General features: G+C 50.7%; 23 protein-coding genes. 19 read left to right on the forward strand and 4 right to left on the reverse strand.

Annotation, left to right across the window (positions count from 1 at the left end; genetic code table 11):
• Positions 1–16: 16 nt before the first annotated feature.
• The 3 genes from HWI92_RS04625 to HWI92_RS04630 all read right to left on the reverse strand — a co-directional run bounded on the left by HWI92_RS04625 (position 17) and on the right by HWI92_RS04630 (position 1259).
• Entirely contained in the window at positions 17–475 is a 459-nt protein-coding gene (locus HWI92_RS04625) for a hypothetical protein (RefSeq protein WP_204661021.1), read from the reverse strand.
• Positions 476–566: 91 nt separating this feature from the next.
• A complete protein-coding gene (locus HWI92_RS25430) occupies positions 567–695 on the reverse strand; it encodes a hypothetical protein (protein ID WP_262897694.1) in 129 nt (42 codons plus the stop codon).
• 165 nt (positions 696–860) lie between these two features.
• Positions 861–1259, reverse strand: coding sequence for a hypothetical protein (locus HWI92_RS04630; RefSeq protein ID WP_204661023.1), 399 nt, complete (start codon positions 1257–1259; stop codon positions 861–863).
• A gap of 29 nt (positions 1260–1288) precedes the next feature.
• Here HWI92_RS04630 and HWI92_RS25435 point away from each other — a divergent pair, with 29 nt between their 5' ends.
• From HWI92_RS25435 to HWI92_RS04695, 14 genes are all read left to right on the forward strand, one after another.
• Complete coding sequence (locus tag HWI92_RS25435) at positions 1289–1411, forward strand: hypothetical protein (protein ID WP_262897695.1); 123 nt, start codon at positions 1289–1291, stop codon at positions 1409–1411.
• A 46-nt stretch (positions 1412–1457) separates the two neighbouring features.
• A complete protein-coding gene (locus HWI92_RS04635; protein WP_204661025.1) occupies positions 1458–1949 on the forward strand; it encodes a cupin domain-containing protein in 492 nt (163 codons plus the stop codon).
• A gap of 16 nt (positions 1950–1965) precedes the next feature.
• A complete protein-coding gene (locus HWI92_RS04640; protein WP_229248909.1) occupies positions 1966–2466 on the forward strand; it encodes a peptide-methionine (S)-S-oxide reductase in 501 nt (166 codons plus the stop codon).
• A 57-nt stretch (positions 2467–2523) separates the two neighbouring features.
• Complete coding sequence (locus HWI92_RS04645; RefSeq protein WP_204661027.1) at positions 2524–2892, forward strand: hypothetical protein; 369 nt, start codon at positions 2524–2526, stop codon at positions 2890–2892.
• 182 nt (positions 2893–3074) lie between these two features.
• Positions 3075–3953 carry a helix-turn-helix domain-containing protein gene (locus HWI92_RS04650; protein WP_204661029.1) on the forward strand — a complete coding sequence of 293 codons (879 nt, stop codon included), beginning with the start codon at positions 3075–3077 and terminating at the stop codon, positions 3951–3953.
• A gap of 69 nt (positions 3954–4022) precedes the next feature.
• On the forward strand, positions 4023–4760 hold the full coding sequence (locus HWI92_RS04655) for an SDR family oxidoreductase (RefSeq protein WP_204661038.1): 738 nt from the start codon (positions 4023–4025) through the stop codon (positions 4758–4760).
• Between the two features lie 107 nt (positions 4761–4867).
• A complete protein-coding gene (locus HWI92_RS04660; protein WP_204661040.1) occupies positions 4868–5554 on the forward strand; it encodes an outer membrane beta-barrel protein in 687 nt (228 codons plus the stop codon).
• Positions 5555–5803: 249 nt separating this feature from the next.
• The gene (locus HWI92_RS04665) at positions 5804–6208 is read left to right on the forward strand and encodes a response regulator (RefSeq protein WP_204661042.1); all 405 of its coding nucleotides are present in this window, start codon (positions 5804–5806) and stop codon (positions 6206–6208) included.
• 26 nt (positions 6209–6234) lie between these two features.
• Positions 6235–7935 carry a circadian clock protein KaiC gene (gene kaiC / locus HWI92_RS04670; RefSeq protein WP_204661044.1) on the forward strand — a complete coding sequence of 567 codons (1701 nt, stop codon included), beginning with the start codon at positions 6235–6237 and terminating at the stop codon, positions 7933–7935.
• Positions 7936–7943: 8 nt separating this feature from the next.
• Complete coding sequence (locus HWI92_RS04675) at positions 7944–8252, forward strand: circadian clock KaiB family protein (protein WP_204661047.1); 309 nt, start codon at positions 7944–7946, stop codon at positions 8250–8252.
• Entirely contained in the window at positions 8249–8572 is a 324-nt protein-coding gene (locus tag HWI92_RS04680; protein ID WP_204661049.1) for a circadian clock KaiB family protein, read from the forward strand. Before HWI92_RS04675 ends, HWI92_RS04680 begins: the two co-directional genes overlap by 4 nt.
• A gap of 2 nt (positions 8573–8574) precedes the next feature.
• Positions 8575–9900 carry a sensor histidine kinase gene (locus HWI92_RS04685; RefSeq protein ID WP_204661057.1) on the forward strand — a complete coding sequence of 442 codons (1326 nt, stop codon included), beginning with the start codon at positions 8575–8577 and terminating at the stop codon, positions 9898–9900.
• Between the two features lie 176 nt (positions 9901–10076).
• On the forward strand, positions 10077–10805 hold the full coding sequence (locus HWI92_RS04690; protein WP_204661060.1) for an OmpA family protein: 729 nt from the start codon (positions 10077–10079) through the stop codon (positions 10803–10805).
• A 35-nt stretch (positions 10806–10840) separates the two neighbouring features.
• Positions 10841–11344 (forward strand): PRC-barrel domain-containing protein, encoded by a 504-nt coding sequence (locus tag HWI92_RS04695; protein ID WP_204661062.1) that lies wholly within the window; start codon positions 10841–10843, stop codon positions 11342–11344.
• Positions 11345–11416: 72 nt separating this feature from the next.
• Here HWI92_RS04695 and HWI92_RS04700 read toward each other — a convergent pair whose 3' ends face one another.
• The gene (locus HWI92_RS04700; protein WP_204661064.1) at positions 11417–13258 is read right to left on the reverse strand and encodes a glycoside hydrolase family 2 protein; all 1842 of its coding nucleotides are present in this window, start codon (positions 13256–13258) and stop codon (positions 11417–11419) included.
• A 302-nt stretch (positions 13259–13560) separates the two neighbouring features.
• On the opposite strand from HWI92_RS04700, the gene HWI92_RS04705 reads away from it, so the two are divergent.
• The 5 genes from HWI92_RS04705 (at position 13561) to HWI92_RS04725 (ending at position 21099) form a co-directional block, all read left to right on the forward strand.
• Positions 13561–13752, forward strand: a complete 192-nt coding sequence (locus tag HWI92_RS04705; protein WP_204661066.1) for a cold-shock protein — start codon at positions 13561–13563, stop codon at positions 13750–13752.
• 124 nt (positions 13753–13876) lie between these two features.
• The gene (locus tag HWI92_RS04710; RefSeq protein ID WP_204661068.1) at positions 13877–14800 is read left to right on the forward strand and encodes a lysophospholipid acyltransferase family protein; all 924 of its coding nucleotides are present in this window, start codon (positions 13877–13879) and stop codon (positions 14798–14800) included.
• Positions 14801–15034: 234 nt separating this feature from the next.
• Entirely contained in the window at positions 15035–18103 is a 3069-nt protein-coding gene (locus tag HWI92_RS04715; protein ID WP_204661077.1) for a SusC/RagA family TonB-linked outer membrane protein, read from the forward strand.
• 10 nt (positions 18104–18113) lie between these two features.
• The gene (locus tag HWI92_RS04720; protein ID WP_204661079.1) at positions 18114–19544 is read left to right on the forward strand and encodes a RagB/SusD family nutrient uptake outer membrane protein; all 1431 of its coding nucleotides are present in this window, start codon (positions 18114–18116) and stop codon (positions 19542–19544) included.
• The gene (locus HWI92_RS04725; RefSeq protein WP_204661081.1) at positions 19528–21099 is read left to right on the forward strand and encodes a sulfatase; all 1572 of its coding nucleotides are present in this window, start codon (positions 19528–19530) and stop codon (positions 21097–21099) included. The genes HWI92_RS04720 and HWI92_RS04725 overlap by 17 nt, the downstream gene beginning before the upstream one ends.
• The last annotated feature ends 4 nt before the right edge of the window (positions 21100–21103 follow it).

The following is a 21103-nucleotide window of genomic DNA, read 5'->3' on the forward strand; positions in this document are numbered from 1 at the left end:
TGGGATCAGCGCCCTGCTACTTTTCCGAAAGTAAGTAAAACCAGTCGTTTCCCCGGTCAATGGTACTGCCATTCTGATAAACCGCGGAAATGGTAGCCCATCCCTGGCACCTGGCATGATTGATGTATGTTTGTAACCTGATTTTTGTAAAAGGCTGATCTTCAAACTCGAAGGTGAATTCGGGGTCATTGAGCGCCCTCGACTGCCAGATCATTTCCGCCGTCTCAAATGATCCGTTCATGACCCGTACATCGTGGATATACTTCTGCTTGCCACCGTCCTGGTAGGAGATCCTGACAGCGCCTGATGTATCAGCAGGTGCCGGATAGGTGTCGCCGCTGCTTACAATCCGGAAGGCGAAAGAAGGGGGCGGTGCCTGGCAATCCACATTTCGCTCGCAGCCGGCCATCCATAAGCTGAGCAGGAGGAACAAAAAGACCGGCGGAAATCGGAGTAACGACGTTTTCATCATCATGATGTTTAATAGGACATAAAGCGGGACACACGATCTTTCTGCTGCGTTGCAATATTGTTTTATAAAATTCGGGATCAACCGAAGTCCTTTACTATTTTACGTCAGGCGTTTTTTGTTCAATTTTAATGAAACTGTCGTCTATGGATCTGGTATCATGATCCATGGCGCTGGCAAAGCCCAGCATATAGGAAACAGCAAGGCGGCGGAGCCATTTTCCCATGTATTTTAAAAATTGCATCACCATCATTTTCTTTCTGATCAGACATGAATAAAAGTGCCGCCCCATACCAGTTTGGTAGGAGGGGACAGCAGAAAGAAGCATAGCCCGACGTAGCCGAATCAGTTATCAGGCAGGGGCGGGGCATACCATTATTTTTGTAAATGATCAGGAAAATGAAGGCCTGGATTCGTCTACAGGCAGGAATCTGCCTGGAAAGTGTAGCGGTAGGTTGTAATTAATTTCAGGTAAAAAGCGCAGGTACTGGAAAATGCTGACGAGCGTATTTTGGTCGAGCATGTTGCTGATGGCATTGAGCATCAGAAATTGCAAATGCTTGAAAACAGAGAAAATTTTTCGCTGAGGGGCGGTGGTAATGGATTGGAACAAGCCGGGTACGCGCTGCCTCCTGGCCGACCATCGTACCCCGGTCCGTTGCGCGTGCTGAGGGTAACTGACCCGCCCGGAGCCGGTCCCAAGAACAAGAAAGAATGAAAGTGAGCAAATGGCAAGCATCAGACGATAAAAGCCTGACTTTGACATGGATGTGGTTCCGGTATTGCTCATACCAGCAAATATAGCAAATTGCGTTTTAGATGGATATCTATGACGAACTCTTCTCCAAATACGAGGAGCTGCCGGCTGATTTTCTCTGGAAAGCAGTTTTGGTAAATATCAGCATTGACAAATGGTGGCGGGAGCGGTCGCCGGCCAAGTGATGCATTTTCGTGAACACCACGTTTAAATCAACAAAAATTGAAAGTTATGGAACAGCAGAAACAAAGCGCAGTGCTGGTAGAAGCGGGCAGAGGCGAGACCTTCTCCATGGCCGGAGGCAGTTACCGCATCATCGTTTCGGGAAGCGAGACAAACGGAGAATATGCAACCATTGAGATGACGGTACCGCCGGGTGGCGGGCCCGGACCGCATGCACATGCAGGTTTTCACGAGACCTTTTACGTACTGGAAGGAGAGGTGGAAATCCGGACCGAAGACGGGCGCTATACAGCCACTGCCGGTTCCTATGCAGCCATCCCGAAAGGAGGGATCGTACATGGATTCAAAAACCAGACGGACAAGGTGGCACGTCTGCTCTGCACCGTCGTACCTGCGGGACTGGAAAATTTCTTCAAGGAGGTTGCGGCCGTTACCGCACCGGTGCCGGGAACACCAACCCAGGCTCCCGACATGGCAAAGCTGAATGCGATCGCCGGAAAGTACGGGCAGGTGCTTTACCCGCCGGACTATCTGGATTGAAAAACACCGTCATACCATGAGCATTTTATTAAGAGATCAGGTGGGTTTTGGGGGGAGCTGCCACTGGTGTACCGAGGCCATATTCCGTTCCCTGAGAGGGGTCACGCAGGTCGAGCAGGGTTGGATCAGCCCCAGCAGCGAACCGGAGGCATTTGCCGAAGCCGTAGTCGTGCATTTCGATCCGGCTGTGATTTCGGTAGAAACACTGATTGAAGTACACCTGCACACGCACAGCTGTACTTCGGTGCATTCCATGCGTTCTAAATACCGGTCGGCGGTGTACACCTACCATGCGCAGCAGGCACAGGCAGCAGGGGCGGCGATCCGTGGGTTTCAAAAGGATTTTCCCAGTCCGATCATTACGCAGGTTCTTGAATTTGGTGCATTCAGGCTTAACAAGCAGGAGTACCTCGACTACTATTACAGCAACCCCGACAAGCCTTTTTGCAAGGTGTACATCGACCCAAAACTGAGGATTTTGCTTGACCGGTTTGCAGAAGTTGTAGATCAGAAATGATTTTTATTAATATTTAGCTTAATTTTTGGAACATTCCATTTTAAACATGAAAACGTTATGAAAACAAAGCACTACTTTCTGATCCTTGCCGCACTCAGCACCTTTTTCATCGCAGCACGGCCAGGCTTTATGGCGGATGATCTGATCGGTACCTGGCAGTACCGGATCAGTGATGTGCCGCCGGAATATGAAGCCGGGACAATGGTTTTTGAACAAAAAGATAACAAAATGGTCGGGTATGTGGAGAGCGGAGCGAAAAACGAGATGAAGAACCTGATGGCTGATCAGGGAAAAGTCACTTTCACGACAGAAAATGAACACGGAGAATTCAAATATTCATTCATGCAAAAAGGAGACACGCTCACCGGCTCAATAGGCTCTCAATACGGCGACTTCCCGATCAGGGCGGTTCGCAACGCTAAGTAGCAGGCGGAAAGTACGGAGTAAATTCTGGGTAATCGCATGTTTGCCGCTACCAGGGTTTTATTTGAAAGCCGAGAAAGTCCTGTGCATCTGACAGCACAGGACTTTTTTTTAGCAACTTTGACCGCCCTGCGGAATTATTTCACCGCATTAATTTTTACCCTATACAGTCACTTCAGGTTACCATGCAGGAAACAACCGGTCTTCTTGACCAGATCAGGCACCACGACAAGCTCGCGCTCGCTGTGAATGAGAACTGCGCCATTCCCCTGCCTGACGATGTGCTTAAAACATTGTTTAGTCCGCATAAACTTTCGTTTTATTACCTGATGTACGTCCACCAGGGGTCAGCAAGCTTTAAGGCCGACATGGAGGAGATTAGGCTTACAGACGGCCAGCTGGTTTTCGGGCTTCCCAACCAGATCTTCACCAATATGCCTTTTGGTGCTGGCGATCAGCATTATGCCGTGTCCTTTGATGAACAAACGCTGGCGCTGCTTCCGCATGCCTATGCTTTTTTGGTCAATCCTTTCGCGTCCAATACGATCACCTTCGACAGCGATGCCAGGGAGCGTGTGCAGGTGCTTTTTTCTACTTTGTTCAAATTACTGCATACGCCCGGCAAGCAGCGCAATGCGGAAATCATCCTAGCGCATTTGCATACGCTGCTGACCGAGATCAACAGCGCCTACTTCCAGCAGGGCGGGGCTGAAATGCTACCAAACAGCAAGCTTTCCAAGTATGTGGCCTTCAAGGTAGCTGTCGAAACACACCTGACCGAGCAGCAGGATGTGCATTCCATTGCTGCGAAGCTGGCCATGACGACGGGAAATTTGTACGGGATTGTCAAAGAATTCTCAGGCTTTTCGCCCAAAGAATGGATCACGCACCGGCTCATGCAGGAGGCCCGGCGCAAGCTGCACTATGCGCCTGTTCCCGTGAAAGAACTTGCCTATGAGCTGGGATTCAATGATCCGGATTATTTTTCAAGATTGTTCAAAAAGAGCACCGGCAAAAGCGTGAGTGCATTTCTGGAAGATCTGCGTGATTTGTCCAGCAACTGAGAAGATCCGTCCATCCCTGCGATTTTTCGGTCTGGTACTTTTGATTGTTCACTTTAAAACAATCAGAAAATGAAATCAGCACTCGTAACAGGAGCCAACAAAGGCATCGGCTTTGAAGTCGCAAAACTGCTCGCGCAAGAAGGATTTTTCGTCTACATCGGCAGCCGCAATCTCGAAAGTGGCAAGCAAGCGGCAGAAAAGCTCGGAGCATTGGGAATCACGAATACGCAGGCAATTCAGCTGGACGTCACGGATGCTCAATCCATTCTGCATGCCAGTACCGCAATCGCTGCAAAAACGGATACACTGGATGTGCTGGTCAACAATGCAGGGATTTCCGGCGGGTTCCGGCAGTCCACCCTGGATACTCCGGCGGACGTATTTAGAAGCGTTTTCGAAACCAATGTGTTTGGCGTGGTCAGCGTTACGCAGGCATTTATGCCTTTGCTGAAAAAGTCAGCGGCTCCGCGCATCGTAAATGTCAGTACGAGCATGGCATCGCTGACCCTCGCTGCGGATATATTCGGTGACCAATATGCTGCACGCTACGTTGCGTACCAGTCTTCCAAATCAGCCCTCAATATGTATACGATCAACCTGGCATACGAACTGCGCGAAACTGCATTCAAAGTCAATGCGGTATGTCCCGGCTGGACAAAGACCGACTTCACTGCAAACCAGGGTACCAGCACCGCCGAAGAAGCTGCACAACGTATAACCCGGTACGCGCTGATTGATCAGGATGGGCCGACCGGGAAGTTTTTCAGTGAAGAATATTTCCCCGCGCCGGCAAATTGCCCTTGGTAGTACCGGCAGGATCTTAGTTTTTCATGATAAAATAATAGTAGCGCGCAATATGTTTTCACAACTGTGTACATTTAGGTAACAGTGGGTGCAAAACAGACAAGATGGCTATGAAAACGTATTTCCTATTGGCACTTGGGGCAGCTTTGGCGCAAATGCATGCGTATGGACAAGCGGGTACGGTCAGGCGCTGGCAGTTCGGGCTGATGGCAGGCCCGCAGTTTATGAACAGCGCGCCCCGGGTTGAGGGCGAAAAATGGAGTAAGGGCTTTATGGCGGCTGCCGACGTGAGTTATCGTTTGCAGGCGCCACGCAAAGGATGGTCCGTGCACATGCAGCCGGGCATCAACACTTACAGGACCAGGCGTGTGGAGGGTTCACCCAGCAATGCAACCTACATGAGTACAAAAATGAAATCGAATACCATTTACCTGCCTTTGCTCATCCACTACAACTTTTTGGGCGGAAAGGTCAGGCCGTTTGCAGAGCTCGGCCTGAACTGGCGCTACGGCCTGCCATTTACCATTGAAAGTAAAAGATGGGCTTGTTCCGGCAGCAGCGGCTGTTTACCATATGATAGCAAAAACAAATACAAAGTTTCCGAGCAGACACGCCAGCTGGGTGCCCTGGCCGCGGCGGGTGTGGAGATCGATCTCGGAAAGATTACGATTCCGCTCACGGTTCGGGTCATTGAAGATGTAAAGAAAAAAGAAGTTTTTGACGATCCGGCCCTGGGCGGAACCTACACGATCCCCAGAAGCCGGGTTGTCCAGATCTCGGCAGGCATTACACTTTAATGCAGAATGCTGCATGACCCGCCCGGCCTGAAAATGCCGGGCGCTTCATTTCCCGGCACTTAGTACAAAAGCCTCCGTGATAATGCTGGTAAGCCAAAATACGACCCCGCCAAGCCTCTTCTTCTACAACTTCCGGCCGGGTAGATACTTTCTTGACAGAAACCGATTAGTTTTACATTTCTGAGGCTGTTCACATGCGGGAACGTGGCCCGTGGGTATATTGTAGCAGCAAATCGCAGATTAAATAGAATGACCGATTCAAGTTCAGGAAAGGCAATATTCATTGCAGACGATGACAGCGACGACCGATTTTTTATTAAAAATGCAATTACTTCGTCTGACATAAAGGCGGAGGTCATCGAAGCGGAGGACGGACTCGCGCTCATAGCCCTGCTGAAAAGTACCGCGCAGGAAGCATCACTGATCATTGTCGATATGAACATGCCCAAAATGAACGGGATGGAGACCATTTCGCACGTTCGGCAGATTCCCGGCATACAGGAAGTACCGGTGGTCATTATTTCAACATCGCCGGGCGAGCATCTCGCCGACAAGGCATCCAGAGCCGGGGTTGCAGCCGTATATAAAAAGCCAAATTCTCTCGAAGAATTTGACCGGCTGGTTCAACAACTTCAGGCAAAATTTCTACTTTAATACAAAAACTCTCTTCGACGGACGCTATGATTGACGATCCAACCAAACTGAATTTTCAAAAACTGCCCAAGGCGCAAACGGGCATAGCCGGCCTGGACCAGATTACCTACGGCGGACTGCCCAAAGGAAGGCCGACGCTGATTTGCGGAGGAGCGGGTTCGGGAAAAACATTGATGGCCATGGAGTTCCTGGTGCATGGTGCCCAGACCTTCAACGAGCCCGGCGTTTTTGTGGCTTTTGAAGAAAAATCAGATGAACTCGCTCAGAATGTCATATCACTCGGCTTTGACCTCAAACAGCTGGAAAAGGACAAGCTGATCAAAGTTGATCATGTGCGTGTGGAGCGCAGCGAAATTGAGGAGACAGGCGAATATAATCTTGAAGGATTGTTCATCAGGCTCGGCTATGCGATCGACAGTATTGGCGCAAAACGTGTGGTACTGGATACGCTCGAAAGCCTTTTTTCCGGGTTGAGCAACCAAGCTATCCTGAGGGCCGAGCTGAGAAGGTTGTTTCAATGGCTGAAAGACAAGCAGGTTACCGCTGTGATCACGGGTGAGCAAGGCGATGCCAACCTGACGAGGCAGGGCCTTGAAGAGTACGTTTCGGACTGCGTGATCCTGCTTGACCATCGCATTGAAAATAAGGTATCAACCCGCATCCTCCGCATTGTCAAGTACCGCGGTACGGTGCATGGTACCAATGAATATCCTTTTCTGATCGACGAGGAGGGCATATCCGTGCTGCCGGTAACCTCTCTCAAACTAAACAATGACGTATCCCTGGAAAGGATTCCTTCCGGCATTCAGGGATTGGACAAGATGCTGGGAGGTGAAGGTTTTTTCAAAGGCAGCAGCATTTTGGTTTCCGGTACGGCAGGTACGGGTAAAACAAGCATTGCAGCGAATTTTGTGGATCAGGCATGCAGGGATGGAAGGCGGTGCGTGTTTTTTGCTTTCGAAGAATCCCAGCAGCAGATTATCCGCAACATGCGGTCTATCAACATTGATCTTCAGGAACATGTTGACAATGAACTCCTGCATTTCAGTGCGTCGAGGCCCACATTGCACGGCCTTGAGTTGCACCTCGTATCGATGACCAAGACGATCGAAAAGATTAATCCCGACATTGTTGTGCTGGACCCGATCACGAACCTGATCACGGTAGGCTCAACCAGCGAGGTGAAGAGCCTTTTGACGAGGCTGATCGATTATCTACAAATGAAGCAGATTACGGTCATGTTTACCGCACTTGCTTTGAGGGACAACAAGTCGGAACAATCCGACGAAGGAATATCGTCCCTGGTAGACGCCTGGCTGCTGGTGCGGGACATTGAATCCAATGGAGAACGCAACAGGGGCCTGTACGTGATGAAATCCAGAGGTATGAAGCATTCCAACCAGGTCAGGGAGTTTGTCATTTCAGATGAAGGGATCAAGCTCGTTGATGTATTCCTCGGCCCCGACGGCGTACTAACGGGCTCAGCCAGGGAAACACAGCAGCTGATCGAAAAAACCGGTCTGGCGATCCGCGATCACGCGGTATCACGAAAAGACCGCGAAATTGAAAGAAAGCGCCTGGTACTGGAATCGAAAATCACGTCCCTCAAGGAAGAATTCGAATCGGTACAGGAGGATCTTAACAAGACATACATCGAGGAAGAGCTCAGGAAGAATATTTTAGAGGAGAACAGACAGGAGCTCACCCAAAAAAGAGATAAGCAATGATTTCAGACATGACAAATACAGAGCCGGCCAACGGCATTTGGGAGCTCAGGCTCTATATCGCCGGACAAACACCCAGATCGGTGGCTGCGCTTTCCAACCTTAAAAGGTACTGCGAGGAGCATCTTAAAGACAAGTACACCATTGAAGTGATTGACCTACTCCAGCATCCGCAACTGGCTGAGGGAGACCAGATACTTGCTATCCCGACACTGGTCAAGAAGGTGCCCGAACCCATCCGCAAGATCATCGGTGACTTGTCCAATGAAGAGAAGGTACTGGTCGGTCTGGATATCCGTTCGACGGACAGACAGCCATGAACCAGGATCAGCCGGCACCGGAGTCAGGTCAGGACCACGACGACAGCGGCATGTATGTGCTGCGGTTATATGTTGCGGGCGCTTCGCCCAATTCTACGCGGGCGATTGTGAACATCCGGGAAATTTGTGAACGGCATCTGAGTGGTAATTACAAGTTGCAGATCATTGATGTGTATCAGGATAAAACACTGGCGTCGCGGGAGCAGCTGCTCGCTTTGCCGCTTCTTGTAAGGGAACGTCCCTATCCTGAAAAGAAACTCGTCGGAGATATGTCCGACACTGCCAAAGTTTTAAATGGCCTCGGGATTTCCCCGGCATAGAAATGGACCAATCAAGAACATATGAATCGCTGCAGGAAGCGGTAAGGCACCTTTCGCAGCAATTACAGGAAGCAAACGATACCATCGAAGCGATCAGGACCGGCCAGGTGGATGCCATCATAGTGAATGATCCGGTGGCAGGGGATAAGTTGTACACGCTCAAATCGGCCGATCAGACTTACCGGGTATTTATTGAACAAATGAATGAAGGTGCGGTGACCCTGGACCGCCAGGGTACTGTGCTGTATTGCAATTCCATGTTTGCTAGGATGGTGGGCACGCCTCTTTCAGATATCGTGGGATCGTCATTGAAATCCTTTATAGCCGAAAACTGCCTGCAGTTATTTGAGGAACTGATTCATTCGGGTTGGGAAAACGATAAGAAACTGGAACTGTCTATCCGGCAGCACAACAAGATCATCCCATGCCAGCTCTCGGTGGCGACCCTTGAACTGGACGGGCGTGAGTCGCTCAGCGTGATCGTGACGGATCTTTCCTTTCAGAAAGACATCCAGAAGCTGTTAAAAGAAAATAACAGGCGTCTCGAAGAAGCCAACCAGCAGCTCGAAGCCAGTAACCATGATCTGCAGCAATTTGCGTCTGTGGCATCGCACGACATGCAGGAGCCTTTGCGTAAAATCCTGATTTTTTCAAATCTGCTGGCCACATCCTACGGGAATGAGATCACGCCGGAGATCAGGACCTACCTGGATAAAATCTCGGCCTCTTCCATGCGCATGCGCAGCATGGTGAGCGACATTCTGAAATATTCCCGCCTTTCCAGCCAGCAGGCTGCCCCTCAGCTTTTTGGGATCAATGAACTGATCAGGGAGATTGAGGATGACTACGAGCTCCTGATCGAAGAAAAGAATGTGGAGCTGATATTGGGTGAGCTGCCCGTCGTGGAAGGTAACCGCTCGCAGATCAAGCAGGTGTTTCAGAACCTGATCAGCAACTCCATCAAGTTTGCCAGTGCCCATACGCATCCCGTCATCAAAATTTACGCACTGCCGGCGGAAGAAGGTGCGCCGGGCGATGTAGCACCTGCGCATGCTTTGTGCCGCATCGTGGTGGAGGACAATGGGATCGGGTTTGATATGAAATATGGCGAGAAGATATTTTCTCTTTTTGAGAGACTCAATAATAAGGAGAGCTATGAAGGTTCAGGTATTGGCCTCTCGATCACAAAAAAGATCATCGAGCGGCACGGAGGTACTATCTCAGCCGAAAGCAGGGAAGGTGCCGGTGCTTGTTTTACCATAGCTATACCGCTCCGTCAGAATCTGCCCGACGGCCAGGAAGCACCCGGCAGCAACAATCCTGCTTGAGTAACCGGCATCCGGCAGGTAGTTGTACTCCCTCGATGCCGCCAGCCTTAACCATCCCGGCTGCTTTGTCCTGAGCCGGGCGGTCGTCCAGGACACTGATCTCAAACAACCTTTCCTGCATTTCGCAAGTTTTGATGCACCTTACTACCGTGCGCAGCCTGTTACCAGGTTGTGCAATGATGATGGTAAGAATTGGCACGGCATGCCTGGCACAGTTTTCACTGTGTAACCGGCTTGCAGCGCAGGTTGCTGCATTTGGTAACATTAACATCAACAAAACTATGGCTGAGTTAGACGTACAACCCAAGAAAAAAAGTCCCTGGTGGATCTGGCTGATTGTGGCAGCAATTGTAATTGCGCTCATCTTTTTTATTCAGAGCCGGAACGACGATAACCTGAATCAGGCGGAAGGTGCCGGTAAAGGTGATACCACTGCCATGACAGGCGCGGCAACCCTGTCCGACTTTGACAATGTTGACTTTGATGCTGCCGAAACCACGTATGGCGAGCTGACCGACTCTTCAATCAGTGTGAGAGGCAATGCGGATTATGCGATTTACGGACTGGGTGAAAATATCCTTTTCTCAGTAGGGGATACTGCCATTCAGGCCAGCGCTCAAAGTGCACTCAAGCAAATTGCAACTTCCCTGAACCAGCGTTATAAAGGTGTTTCCCTGGCCGTGTACGGCAGTACCGACTCTACCGGAAGCGCCGCGACGAACAAGGAACTGGGAAAAACAAGGGCGGAAGCCGTGAAAAACTGGCTGGTTGCCAATGCGGACATTCCCGCAAGTTCTATTTCGGTGTACTCGCGGGGACAGTCTAGCCCGGTCGCGGCGAATGCGACTCCCGAAGGTCGGCAGATGAACCGGCGGGTGGATATTGTAGCAAGAATTAAAAAGTAGATAGGCAGAGAAAATCAACCAAAATCTGAATCAACATGGATTTAAATGAAAATACAGGAAGTTCCGGCTACCTGGAAGAACTTGGAGGGAGTGATTTCGAAATCGTTGATGACCAGCCGGATATCCGCGGCTGGGATGTGAAAGATACGAGCGGCAGAGAGCTTGGAGAGGTAAATGAGCTGATCTTCGATAAGCAATCGCGGAAGGTGCGGTATCTGGTGATTGACCTTGCTGATAATGTCGTAGGTATCAATCCAAGGGTAGTGTTGCTGCCAATCGGCCTGGCTACGCTGCACGAGAGTGATGATGATGTGATCCTGGCGGCACTTACCGCCGATCGCCTGAATGTACTTCCTGAGTACGAAAAAGGAAAGATCACGCCGCATGTGGAAGCGCGCATTCGAGATACCTTTACGGGACTCGCGGCAGCCGTAGCTGCCGGGGCAGAAACCTACCAGAGTCATCCGGAAGGTTTCTACGAGCACGAGCATTTTAATGATCAGCAGTTTTACAGGAACCGCAGGCGGATCACAGAATAGCAAGAATTTGCATTTTAATGAATGCATACAGGCCGGGCCTGAGCAGAATGATGAGAATCATTCCGCTCAGGCTCATTTTTGTTCGCTGGCGTAGGTTCCCGAGGCAAGAAGACCCGCAGGTACGTTGAGGGCCCCTGTGGCAGAGTCGATCAATCCGTTCCGTTCGTCCTCAATGTCGGTTGCCTGTGTATATACATCGCCAGAAATGCTACGTTTCCGCAACGCTGCCTTGAATAGCGCAATCTGACTGGCCCGGGAGGTGTCGTCCTGCGGCCCGCCATAGTTTTCAAATCCAAACCCGCCCCACTCACTGACAATCAGTGGTACCTGTTTCCGGAAAAAGAACGGATCTCCCACTACCAGCGGAAATGCTGCAACCGTATCCATGTTTCCCGCTGTCAGCTCATCGAGCGTCTTTTCCCACTGTTCCAGGTTGGGGGTGTAGATGTGGGCGGTCAGGAGATCGGATTTGAGCCTTCCTTCAAAGGAGATATGCTGCCAGCCGTCATTATCCACGACAAGGAACTGCGGATAGGCAAGCTGCATGAAATGGTACATATCGGTAATGTACTGCCGTGTTTCCCTGTTGTGGGCAATGTCCTGCGCGCCCCAGTCTTCATTGTACAAACTCCATATCACAACCGACGGGTGGGTGCCGATCAAAGCAAGCATCCGCATCAGCTCGGCCCGGTGGTTTTCCCGGCTTTTCAATGTAGACTGGTGCGGGCTGGGTACTTCCACCCAGAGCAGCATCCCGATTTTATCCGCAAGCCTGTAAATGCGCGGGTCCACCCCGGCAATATGGATCCGGACCAGGTTACAGCCCAGCTCTTTCATGGCAAGCAGGTGTTTCTTGATCTGATCATAGGACGAATTTCCGGGCTGGTAAAGAATTCCGTCGAGGTATATGGCCTGATTATTCAGGAAAATGCGGCTGCCACGGGCTTCAAATTTCCGTAATCCGAACTTGGTCTCGATTTCGGATACGCCACCCTGATCATTGACCAGTCGGGCCACCAGCCTGTAAAGGGTAGGGGATTCCGGCGACCAGACTTTTGCATCCGGTACATCCAGTACCAGGCGCTGCGACTTTTGCCCGGCGTCGAGCATGAGCGGGAATTCGTCCGTGGCGACGGGCGTGTCGTCCCTACCGGCATCAGCGGGGAACACTTTCAGTATGATTTTGTATAAACCCGGATCGTGGATGCGGGTAGTGAGGGTAAACCGTACCAGGTTATCCTCGATAATGCTCACAACACCTACTCTCGACCGCAGCCGGTTTCTTTCCACCCGTTCCAGCCATACGCTGCGTACAGCGCCGGTAAAAGTCTGGTACCAGATGCCCCCGCGTTTGTAAACGTGTGATTCCTGCTTACCTCTCGGGATGTCTGCATCCATGCTGCTCGACACGCGCACCGTAAGGCGGTTAACCGGCTGCAAAGCTTCCAGTTCGTAGGAAAACGAGGTGTACTCGCCCATATGCACCTGCTCTCCCTCAATCGTTGACAGCGGGTGACCATTCAGCCATACCTGCGTTTCGTATCCGCATGCGCCGAAGGTGAGCTGCAAAATCGTATCATTTTGTTCGGTGTCCGGTACATATTCTGGCATTTTGAAGGTGCGCTCATACCAGACTACGATCTTGTCTTTCCAGGAGGTGCCATCATGCTGGGATATGGCGAGATGCTGCTCCACGCTTCCCGGCCAATGCGCGGTTTGCGTATAGTTGTGGCTTACGTACCAGGTTTCGTTAAGGCCCCTGTCGTTCGCATCCACGGCGAAATTCCATTCGCCGTCCAGCAGGATGTATTCATTCGGCCTCAGCACGGCCCGGGGAAGATCATCTAGAAAGGTTTCTGTGTCAAAGGATGCTTCCCTGCTTTTGGAAGATCCGTAGTTGGTGCGATTCTGCATCTGTTAATTTTGTTTTTGCGGTTTGACCGGTATTACTGACAAGCCAGGTGTCTCTGGCGGGACGCTTTGACCTGGTATGAATCTCCTGAAACTGCGTTCATTGTAAAAAGCTTTCATTTTTAACAAGACTGTGCCAGGCAACAGCGAAATGATGGAGCCTCTATATAGTACTGTTCTCTTGAAATTACGTCACAGGAAGGCAGCAGAGTAGGAATGTTTAAAATAAAATTTTATTACATTTAATTTTGTAAAGTTTTTCCAAAATTTTATTTTACCTTTGAGAGGTAATAAAAAAGAAAATTATGAACAAAGGAACAGTTAAGTTTTTCAACGAAACCAAAGGTTTTGGTTTTATAGCTCCTGAGAATGGGGGAGCTGACGTTTTTGTACACACATCAGGTCTTATTGATGATATCCGTGAAAACGATAGCGTGTCATACGAAGTTGAAAATGGAAGAAAAGGGCTGAATGCAGTTAACGTTACAGTTATCTGATCGTCATATATCCTGTCAGTGAAAATCCTCCCTGCTAAAAGGGGAGGATTTTTTGTTTCATACCAATCTGCTTTAAGTCAATTCCGGGTAGAAAAATTTGCTTTCACCCCAATCACCAGCCGCCATGAAATCATCATCATTTTCAAATCCCCAATCCCCGCGCCCGCCTGTTTCCGGCCTGCCGCGCAACACGCTTCAGCATATTGCAGGAGAGGTCCTGCTCCTGGTGGGTAAATTGCTCGCTTTGCTGATTTTCGTGTTGCTGCGCTATGTGCTCGCATATCGTAAGCAGCTGATCATTCAAAATCTTACCACATCTTTCCCGTCCAAATCTGCCGCTGAGATCAATACATTGATGCATGCCTACTACTGGCACATGAGCGACCTGGTGATCGAACCTTTCCTTTTTTATGCTGCCCCGGCGACACTCCGCGGCCGTCTTGCTACCTACACCAATCCCGAGCTCCTGGAAAAGCTGTACCGTATGGACAAGCAGGTAATCGTATTTGCCTCTCACTATGGCAATTGGGAATACCTGATCGGGCTTCCTCAAAAAACGAGCTATGACGTTTACACGGCCTATTCTCCGATCAAAAACCGCCGGATCGATATGCTGATGGTAGGACTGCGTTCATTTATGGGTGTCAAGCTGATTCCCAAGCAAGGATTTTACCGGCAGGCATTGTCGCTGCTGAGGCAAAGCGGGCTTCCTAAGCTCCTCGTCATCATCGCCGACCAGCGCCCGGCGCCCGGAAGCAACAAGTTCCACATCCCGTTTCTCGATCAGGATACGGCTGTACAAACCGGCGGAGAGCGCATGGTTGCTTCGTCGGATGCGACAGTGGTGTATGTGGAAGCACATAAAAGCGCCCAGTTCAAGTATGAGTTCACTTTTTCGCTCATGGAAAATGCCGATCCTGCCATACCCATGGGCATTACAAAAGCATACTACCGCATTCTCGAAAACAGCATCTGGAAGTCTCCGTCGTACTGGCTATGGTCGCACAACCGCTGGAAAATGCAGCCTGGTGAAATGGTGCAGGCCTGATTGCAGGGAAACCAATCGGGTATAAAGTCCGGACAGCTGTTGCCGCCTGGCCCGTGTGCTTCGGACGTAAAAGCGGTTTAATGACTCTTAATGCGGTATAAGCTCCTTCTTTGCCCAGCTACAGGCAATTTTAAAACTATTAATCTATAAAGTTGGTAGAATAAATAGTTTACATAATTTTGCGGCCATGTTCCGGCTTTTTGCCGGGAGCCTCATCTGGTAAACTATTCTGCTATGCCCCAATTTTTCCATGCTCAACAATTCCGAAAACTTACCCTGGGCTTGCTGCTCCTGGCCTTGCCGGGATTCGCCCAAACCCGTATCCAGGGAAAAGTAACTTTTGCCACGGACCAGTCCGCCTTGCCGGGCATCAATGTACTGATCAAAGGCTCCACGACCGGGACAACCACCAATGCCGACGGTATTTACGAGATCCAGGGTGGTGAGGAAGCTGTACTGGTGGTTTCCGGTATTGGCTATCTCACCCAAGAAATACCTGTAAAGCGTCGCTCGCAGGTGAATGTGCAGCTCAGCGATGACACCCGCCAGCTGAATGAGCTCGTGGTCGTCGGCTACGGCACACAGAAAAAGCGTGATCTCACCGGCTCGGTCAGTTCGCTGGATGCCAAAGACTTTAACAAAGGCGTACAAACATCAGTAGACCAGCTTATTGCGGGCCACTCGCCGGGTGTTCAGGTGACGCAGTCCAGCGCTGAGCCGGGTGGTGGCGTAACGATCCGCATCCGCGGTGCCAATTCCATTAATGCCAACAATGAGCCGCTCTATGTAATTGACGGACTTCCGATCAACAATACCTCGGTAGTGCCCAGCTCCACGGTAGTTTCTGAACCCGCAGCCAGGAATCCGCTGAATGCATTGAACCCCAATGATATCGAGTCTGTCGAAATTCTGAAAGATGCTTCGGCTACTGCCATTTACGGATCACGGGGTGCAAACGGGGTGATCCTGATCACGACCAAAAAAGGTGTGAAAGGAAAGCTGAACGTCAATTATGCACTATCTGCCGGGATTTCCGAAGTGACCAGGCGCGTACCGATGCTCAATGCAAAGCAGTACATCGGTTTGCTCAATGACCTCCGCGCCGACCAGAAGCAGGCACCTGAATTTTCTGCTGAGCAGATTGCGCAGATTGGCGACGGTACCTACTGGCAGGATCAAATCTTTAAGACGGGATCGGTACAGAACCATCAGCTCAGCTTTTCGGGCGGGCAGGACAAGTTCAACTATTACGCTTCGCTCAATTACCTCGATCAGAAAGGGGTGGTAATCAGTTCCGGGATCAAAAAGTATGTAGGGCGCGTCAATCTGAATTATACCGATGAAAAGTTCAAATTCGGATTGAGCCTGAATTCCAGCAATGTAAAGGATGACTTTGTGCCCAATGGCGTGAGCGTAAACGAAAGTGCGGGCGTGATCAACACCGCCATTTTTCAGGATCCCACCCTGACCATTAAAAATCCGAATGGTACATGGACACAAACCCAGATCGTGAACCTTGAAAACCCGGTGGGCCTGGCCAATGAAGTGAGTGATTTTGCCACTACCAACCGGACTTTCGCGAGCATTTTTGCCGAGTACTATTTCCTTCCCGAGCTGTCTGCAAAAATCAACTTTGGTACAGACCGGCAGGACTCCCGCCGCGATATTTTTACCTCCCGTCTGACCAAACGCGCAGAAGGAACAAAAGGCGTCGCCAACGTGCTTACCAGTAACTCCTATAACAACCTGATTGAGTTGACGGCACGTTACAGCAAAGCCATCAACAAAAACAACAAGCTTGAAATCCTCGGCGGCTATACTTTCCAGGAATTTGAGACCAGTACCCTGACGGCCGGCGCGCAGAACTTTCCGCTGGATGCATTAGGTACGGATAACCTTTCCGCGGGTGCGCAGAACACCTTTTCGCTGGGTTCCGGCCGGACCAAAAATCAGCTTTTGTCTTACCTGGGCCGCATTAACTACAATTTGCTCGACAAATACCTGCTTACTGCCTCCATCCGTGCCGATGGCTCTTCAAGGTTCGGGGACAATAAGAAGTATGGATTTTTTCCTTCGGTAGCAGTGGGCTGGCGGATCAAGGATGAAGTTTTCCTGAAAAATGTAAACGCGCTCACCGATCTGAAGTTTCGCGCCAGCTACGGCGTGACGGGTAACCAGGATATCGGAAGTTACAAGTCGCTCGTGCTGCTCGGACCGCAGGGACAGGCGATTTTCGACGGTACCCCGTACGTCGGTATTTCAACTACCCAGTTGCCCAATCCCGATCTGAAGTGGGAAACGACTACCCAGCTGGATCTCGGCATTGATTTCGGGATTCTGGAAAACAGGCTGACGGGTAGCATCGACTATTTTCACAAGCAAACAAAAGACCTGCTCCTGCAACTACCCGTACCGCGTACCACCGGTTTTACAACGACGTTCAAGAACGTGGGCGGGCTGAAAAACTCCGGGTTTGAGCTGGGGCTTACTTCCATAAACATCACGGCACCCTTTACCTGGCGTACTTCGGCAAACTTTTCTACCATTAAAAACGAAGTGACCGATCTGGGTGACCTGCCGTTTATTCTGGGAGGTTCAGCTGGTTTTACCAATGATTTCACGATCATCCGCAAGGGCGATCCACTGAATTCCTACTATGGGTATGTTGTCGATGGGGTTTTCCAAAACGGAGAGAACATTGGTGCATCCGCGCAGCCGCTTTCGCGACCGGGTGAGTACAGGTACCGTGATGTAAATGGCGACGGGGCGATCAACTCGCAGGACCGCACCATCCTCGGCTCCCCTTTTCCTAAGTTTACCTACGGTTTGAATAACGATTTTACATACGGGCCTTTTAATCTTTCATTTTTCTTCCAGGGTGTGCAGGGAAGCCAGATGTTCAATCTGAACCGCACCGAATCTGAAAACCCGATCTCGTTCCGCCGCAACCGACTGCTGGAAACTTACACCGACCGCTGGACACCTACCAATCCCACCAACCAAAACTCATCGGCGATCCCGGTGGCTGTGGCCTACACGAGTAATGTCAACAGCCGCGCAGTTGAAACTGCCTCGTACCTCCGCCTGAAAACACTGCAGCTGACCTACAACTTTCCAACGGCCAAATGGAAACACGTGCGGAACGTGCAGGTGTATGTGACCGGCCAGAACCTGTTTACAATCACAAAGTACACCGGCTATGACCCCGAAGTCAGTGCTTTCGGCACTTCCAATGTGCGCGCAGATTACAATGCATTTCCGCTATCGCGCACCTATACCGCGGGTTTAAGTATCAATTTTTAATGTCACGAAAATGAAGAAGCTACTATATATCTTGCTGTTACTAGGTACGCTGGGCTGCGATAAGCCGCTGGAAGAAGAAGTGTTTTCTTCTTTTGGCCCCAACAACTTTTTCAAAACTGCTGATGATGCCGAGGCGCTGCTCAATGCGGCTTATGCCCTTGAACAGAAGCAGGGGACCGACGGATTCCGCAATATTTTCGTGATGGCAGAGGTGACTACCGACCTGCTCATCATCCGCGAGGGCGGACTCCGCGGGCTGGCGCAGCCGCTGGAAGATTTTACCTGGAATGCATCACACGAATTTTTCGATGTGGCCTGGACGCGTTATTACAGCGCCATATATCGCGCCAACCTGGTGATCGACAATGTTCCGAACATTGATTTTGACGAAGAAAGGAAAAAGCAGATCGTTGCCGAGGCGCGGTTCCTGCGGGCCAGCGGGTACATGTCACTGTATGATCTTTTTGGTCCGACCCCCATCATCACGAGCAGCATCAGCACCAGCGAGGACAGGCCGGCTCGGGCGACCAGGGAGGAATTTGTCAAGTTTGTGACGGATGAGCTGAATGCCGCCAGTGAGATCCTGCCCGTCAAAGCGAAGCAATACGGCCGGGCTACCAGGGGTGCCGCGCTGGCATTTCTGACCAAATTTTACCTGAACAATAAGGATTGGGCAAAAGCGGGTGAAACTGCCCAGAAGGTAATCGACCTGAATGCTTACAGCTTGTTTAACAGTGCGAACAGGGCCGATCTGTTCAAGCTGGCCAATGAAGTCAACAGTGAGTTTATCTACGTCAGACCGCACATTGCGCAGCCGGGATTGGGTACGAACTACCTTCCTCATGCAGCGCCGCCCAACTATAAATACAAAGGAACTGCCAAGGCGAACTATGCCACCCAGCTGAAAACGCTTTCCGCATTCTACGACTCGTTTGATCCGGCAGACCAGCGGCGCCAGGTGTTCCTCACCGAATATGATGACCTGAATGGCAAGCACATTGTACTCGGGCAGGATGATAAAAGAAGCTTTAAATTTGAAGAAGACCTGAACGCGACGGGTGCCGATCTGGGCAACGATTTTCCGGTAGTACGCTATGCCGATATCCTTTTGAGTAAAGCTGAGGCTTTGAACGAGCTGAATGGACCTGTTGCCGCGGCTCTTGAACTATTGAACCAGGTGCACGTGAAAGCGGGATTGAAAGCACTGACGCTGGTCGAACTCCCGACAAAAGAGGCTTTCCGCGCACAGATCCTGAAAGAAAGAGGGTGGGAGTTTTTTTCCGAGGAACTTCGCAGGCAGGATCTGATACGGCATGGCAAGTTCATCGAGTGGGCTAAGGCGCGCGGCAAGGTGGCATTTGATTACCAGGTACTCTTCCCGCTGCCTCAAAGCGAAATCGACCGCAATCCAAATCTGAAACAGAATGAAGGTTACAAATAGGTTCGTTAAAATTATATTGGGAGCTCTGGTACTGACAATCTTGTCAGTACCAGATGCTTTTTTGTTTGGTCAGAAACGTGCCTCGGAAAAGCCCAACATCGTTGTTTTTCTGGTGGACGATATGGGCTGGCAGGATACCTCTGTGCCTTTTTGGAACAAAACCACTGACTTTAACCGGCGCTATCACACGCCCAATATGGAGCGACTGGCACGTGAAGGAATGAAGTTCACCAATGCCTATGCCATGCCGGTATGTACGCCGACGCGCGTGAGCCTGATGACCGGCGTAAATGCAGCCCGCCACCGCGTGACCCACTGGACCTCGCCCAACCAGAACACCAATACCGACTATGCCGATACCACGCTGAACTTTGTGGACTGGAATATCAATGGTTTCAGCCCTGAACCTGGTGTACCGCATACCTTTCACGGCACTGCGCTGCCTGCCATCCTGCGGGATCATGGTTACTACACGATCCATAGCGGGAAGGCACATTTCGGATCAGCCGGTACCCCGGGCTCTGATCCCCGCAACCTGGGTTTTCAGGTGAATATTGCAGGAAGTGAAATTGGTCACCCGGCCAGCTACCTGGGTAAAAGCAACTATGACAGGCCGGTCAATGGTAAGCGGAACCGCAATGCAGTACCCGGCCTGAAAGCCTATCATGGCACGAATACTTTCCTGAGCGATGCGATCACCATCGAAGCATTGAGAGCATTGGATAAACCTGTTGCCGAGCACCGGCCATTCTTTTTGTACCTGGCGCACTATGCTGTCCATGTTCCGCTCGACCCGGACATGCGTTTCCTAAATAAGTACCTGAAAACCGGTCTCGACAGTTCGGAAGCGAAATATGCAGCACTGGTGGAGGGAATGGACAAAAGTTTGGGGGACCTGCTCCATTATATTGACGACAAGAAACTGAGTGATAATACCATCATCCTGTTTATGTCGGACAATGGTGGGCTGAGCACGAAGCCGCAGCGGGGCGGGCAAGCCTGGACGCATAATCTGCCACTGAAAGCCGGCAAAGGATCTGTGTACGAGGGCGGGATCCGGGAGCCGATGCTTGTGCGCTGGCCGGGTGTCGTAAAGCCGCAAACAATTGCCGGACAGTACGTGATTGCGGAAGATTTCTTTCCAACCATTCTCGAAGTCGCGGGGGTGAAAAGTCCGGAACTGATCCAGCGGGTCGACGGGAAGAGTTTTTTACCGATTCTCAAAAATTCCGGCTTCAGGGACGATCAGCGTGAGCTGGTATGGCATCACCCAAACCGGTGGATTGCTGCCGAAGGTCCCAATATTCACTTCGCAAGCGCATTGCGGAAAGGTGACTGGAAGCTGATTTACAATCATAGGGAAGAAAAGCTGGAACTGTATAATCTGGCTGACGACATCGGGGAACAAAATGACCTTTCAGTCTTAAACTTTCATAAAACAAAGGAGCTGGCTGCATTGCTGACCAATCAGCTCCTGCGACTGGATGCGCAAATGCCGAAGTTTAAAGACACCGGAAAACAAATCAGATGGCCCAATGAACTTTTGGCCCGCTAAGACG

The organism is Dyadobacter sandarakinus (genome assembly GCF_016894445.1).
GTDB lineage: Bacteria > Bacteroidota > Bacteroidia > Cytophagales > Spirosomataceae > Dyadobacter > Dyadobacter sandarakinus.

Excerpts from the sequence above, each read along its gene's own strand:
- HWI92_RS04725 (WP_204661081.1), top strand. The coding sequence starts at position 19,528 with ATGAAGGTTACAAATAGGTTCGTTAAAATTATATTGGGAGCTCTGGTA.
- HWI92_RS04685 (WP_204661057.1), top strand. The coding sequence starts at position 8,575 with ATGGACCAATCAAGAACATATGAATCGCTGCAGGAAGCGGTAAGGCAC.
- HWI92_RS04695 (WP_204661062.1), top strand. The coding sequence starts at position 10,841 with ATGGATTTAAATGAAAATACAGGAAGTTCCGGCTACCTGGAAGAACTT.
- HWI92_RS04710 (WP_204661068.1), top strand. The coding sequence starts at position 13,877 with ATGAAATCATCATCATTTTCAAATCCCCAATCCCCGCGCCCGCCTGTT.
- HWI92_RS04705 (WP_204661066.1), top strand. The coding sequence starts at position 13,561 with ATGAACAAAGGAACAGTTAAGTTTTTCAACGAAACCAAAGGTTTTGGT.
- HWI92_RS04715 (WP_204661077.1), top strand. The coding sequence starts at position 15,035 with ATGCCCCAATTTTTCCATGCTCAACAATTCCGAAAACTTACCCTGGGC.
- HWI92_RS04625 (WP_204661021.1), bottom strand. The coding sequence starts at position 475 with ATGATGATGAAAACGTCGTTACTCCGATTTCCGCCGGTCTTTTTGTTC.
- HWI92_RS04690 (WP_204661060.1), top strand. The coding sequence starts at position 10,077 with ATGATGATGGTAAGAATTGGCACGGCATGCCTGGCACAGTTTTCACTG.
- kaiC (WP_204661044.1), top strand. The coding sequence starts at position 6,235 with ATGATTGACGATCCAACCAAACTGAATTTTCAAAAACTGCCCAAGGCG.
- HWI92_RS25435 (WP_262897695.1), top strand. The coding sequence starts at position 1,289 with ATGGATATCTATGACGAACTCTTCTCCAAATACGAGGAGCTGCCGGCT.
- HWI92_RS04665 (WP_204661042.1), top strand. The coding sequence starts at position 5,804 with ATGACCGATTCAAGTTCAGGAAAGGCAATATTCATTGCAGACGATGAC.
- HWI92_RS04655 (WP_204661038.1), top strand. The coding sequence starts at position 4,023 with ATGAAATCAGCACTCGTAACAGGAGCCAACAAAGGCATCGGCTTTGAA.
- HWI92_RS04660 (WP_204661040.1), top strand. The coding sequence starts at position 4,868 with ATGAAAACGTATTTCCTATTGGCACTTGGGGCAGCTTTGGCGCAAATG.
- HWI92_RS04650 (WP_204661029.1), top strand. The coding sequence starts at position 3,075 with ATGCAGGAAACAACCGGTCTTCTTGACCAGATCAGGCACCACGACAAG.
- HWI92_RS04635 (WP_204661025.1), top strand. The coding sequence starts at position 1,458 with ATGGAACAGCAGAAACAAAGCGCAGTGCTGGTAGAAGCGGGCAGAGGC.
- HWI92_RS04680 (WP_204661049.1), top strand. The coding sequence starts at position 8,249 with ATGAACCAGGATCAGCCGGCACCGGAGTCAGGTCAGGACCACGACGAC.
- HWI92_RS25430 (WP_262897694.1), bottom strand. The coding sequence starts at position 695 with ATGGGAAAATGGCTCCGCCGCCTTGCTGTTTCCTATATGCTGGGCTTT.
- HWI92_RS04675 (WP_204661047.1), top strand. The coding sequence starts at position 7,944 with ATGACAAATACAGAGCCGGCCAACGGCATTTGGGAGCTCAGGCTCTAT.
- HWI92_RS04645 (WP_204661027.1), top strand. The coding sequence starts at position 2,524 with ATGAAAACAAAGCACTACTTTCTGATCCTTGCCGCACTCAGCACCTTT.
- HWI92_RS04640 (WP_229248909.1), top strand. The coding sequence starts at position 1,966 with ATGAGCATTTTATTAAGAGATCAGGTGGGTTTTGGGGGGAGCTGCCAC.
- HWI92_RS04720 (WP_204661079.1), top strand. The coding sequence starts at position 18,114 with ATGAAGAAGCTACTATATATCTTGCTGTTACTAGGTACGCTGGGCTGC.
- HWI92_RS04700 (WP_204661064.1), bottom strand. The coding sequence starts at position 13,258 with ATGCAGAATCGCACCAACTACGGATCTTCCAAAAGCAGGGAAGCATCC.
- HWI92_RS04630 (WP_204661023.1), bottom strand. The coding sequence starts at position 1,259 with ATGAGCAATACCGGAACCACATCCATGTCAAAGTCAGGCTTTTATCGT.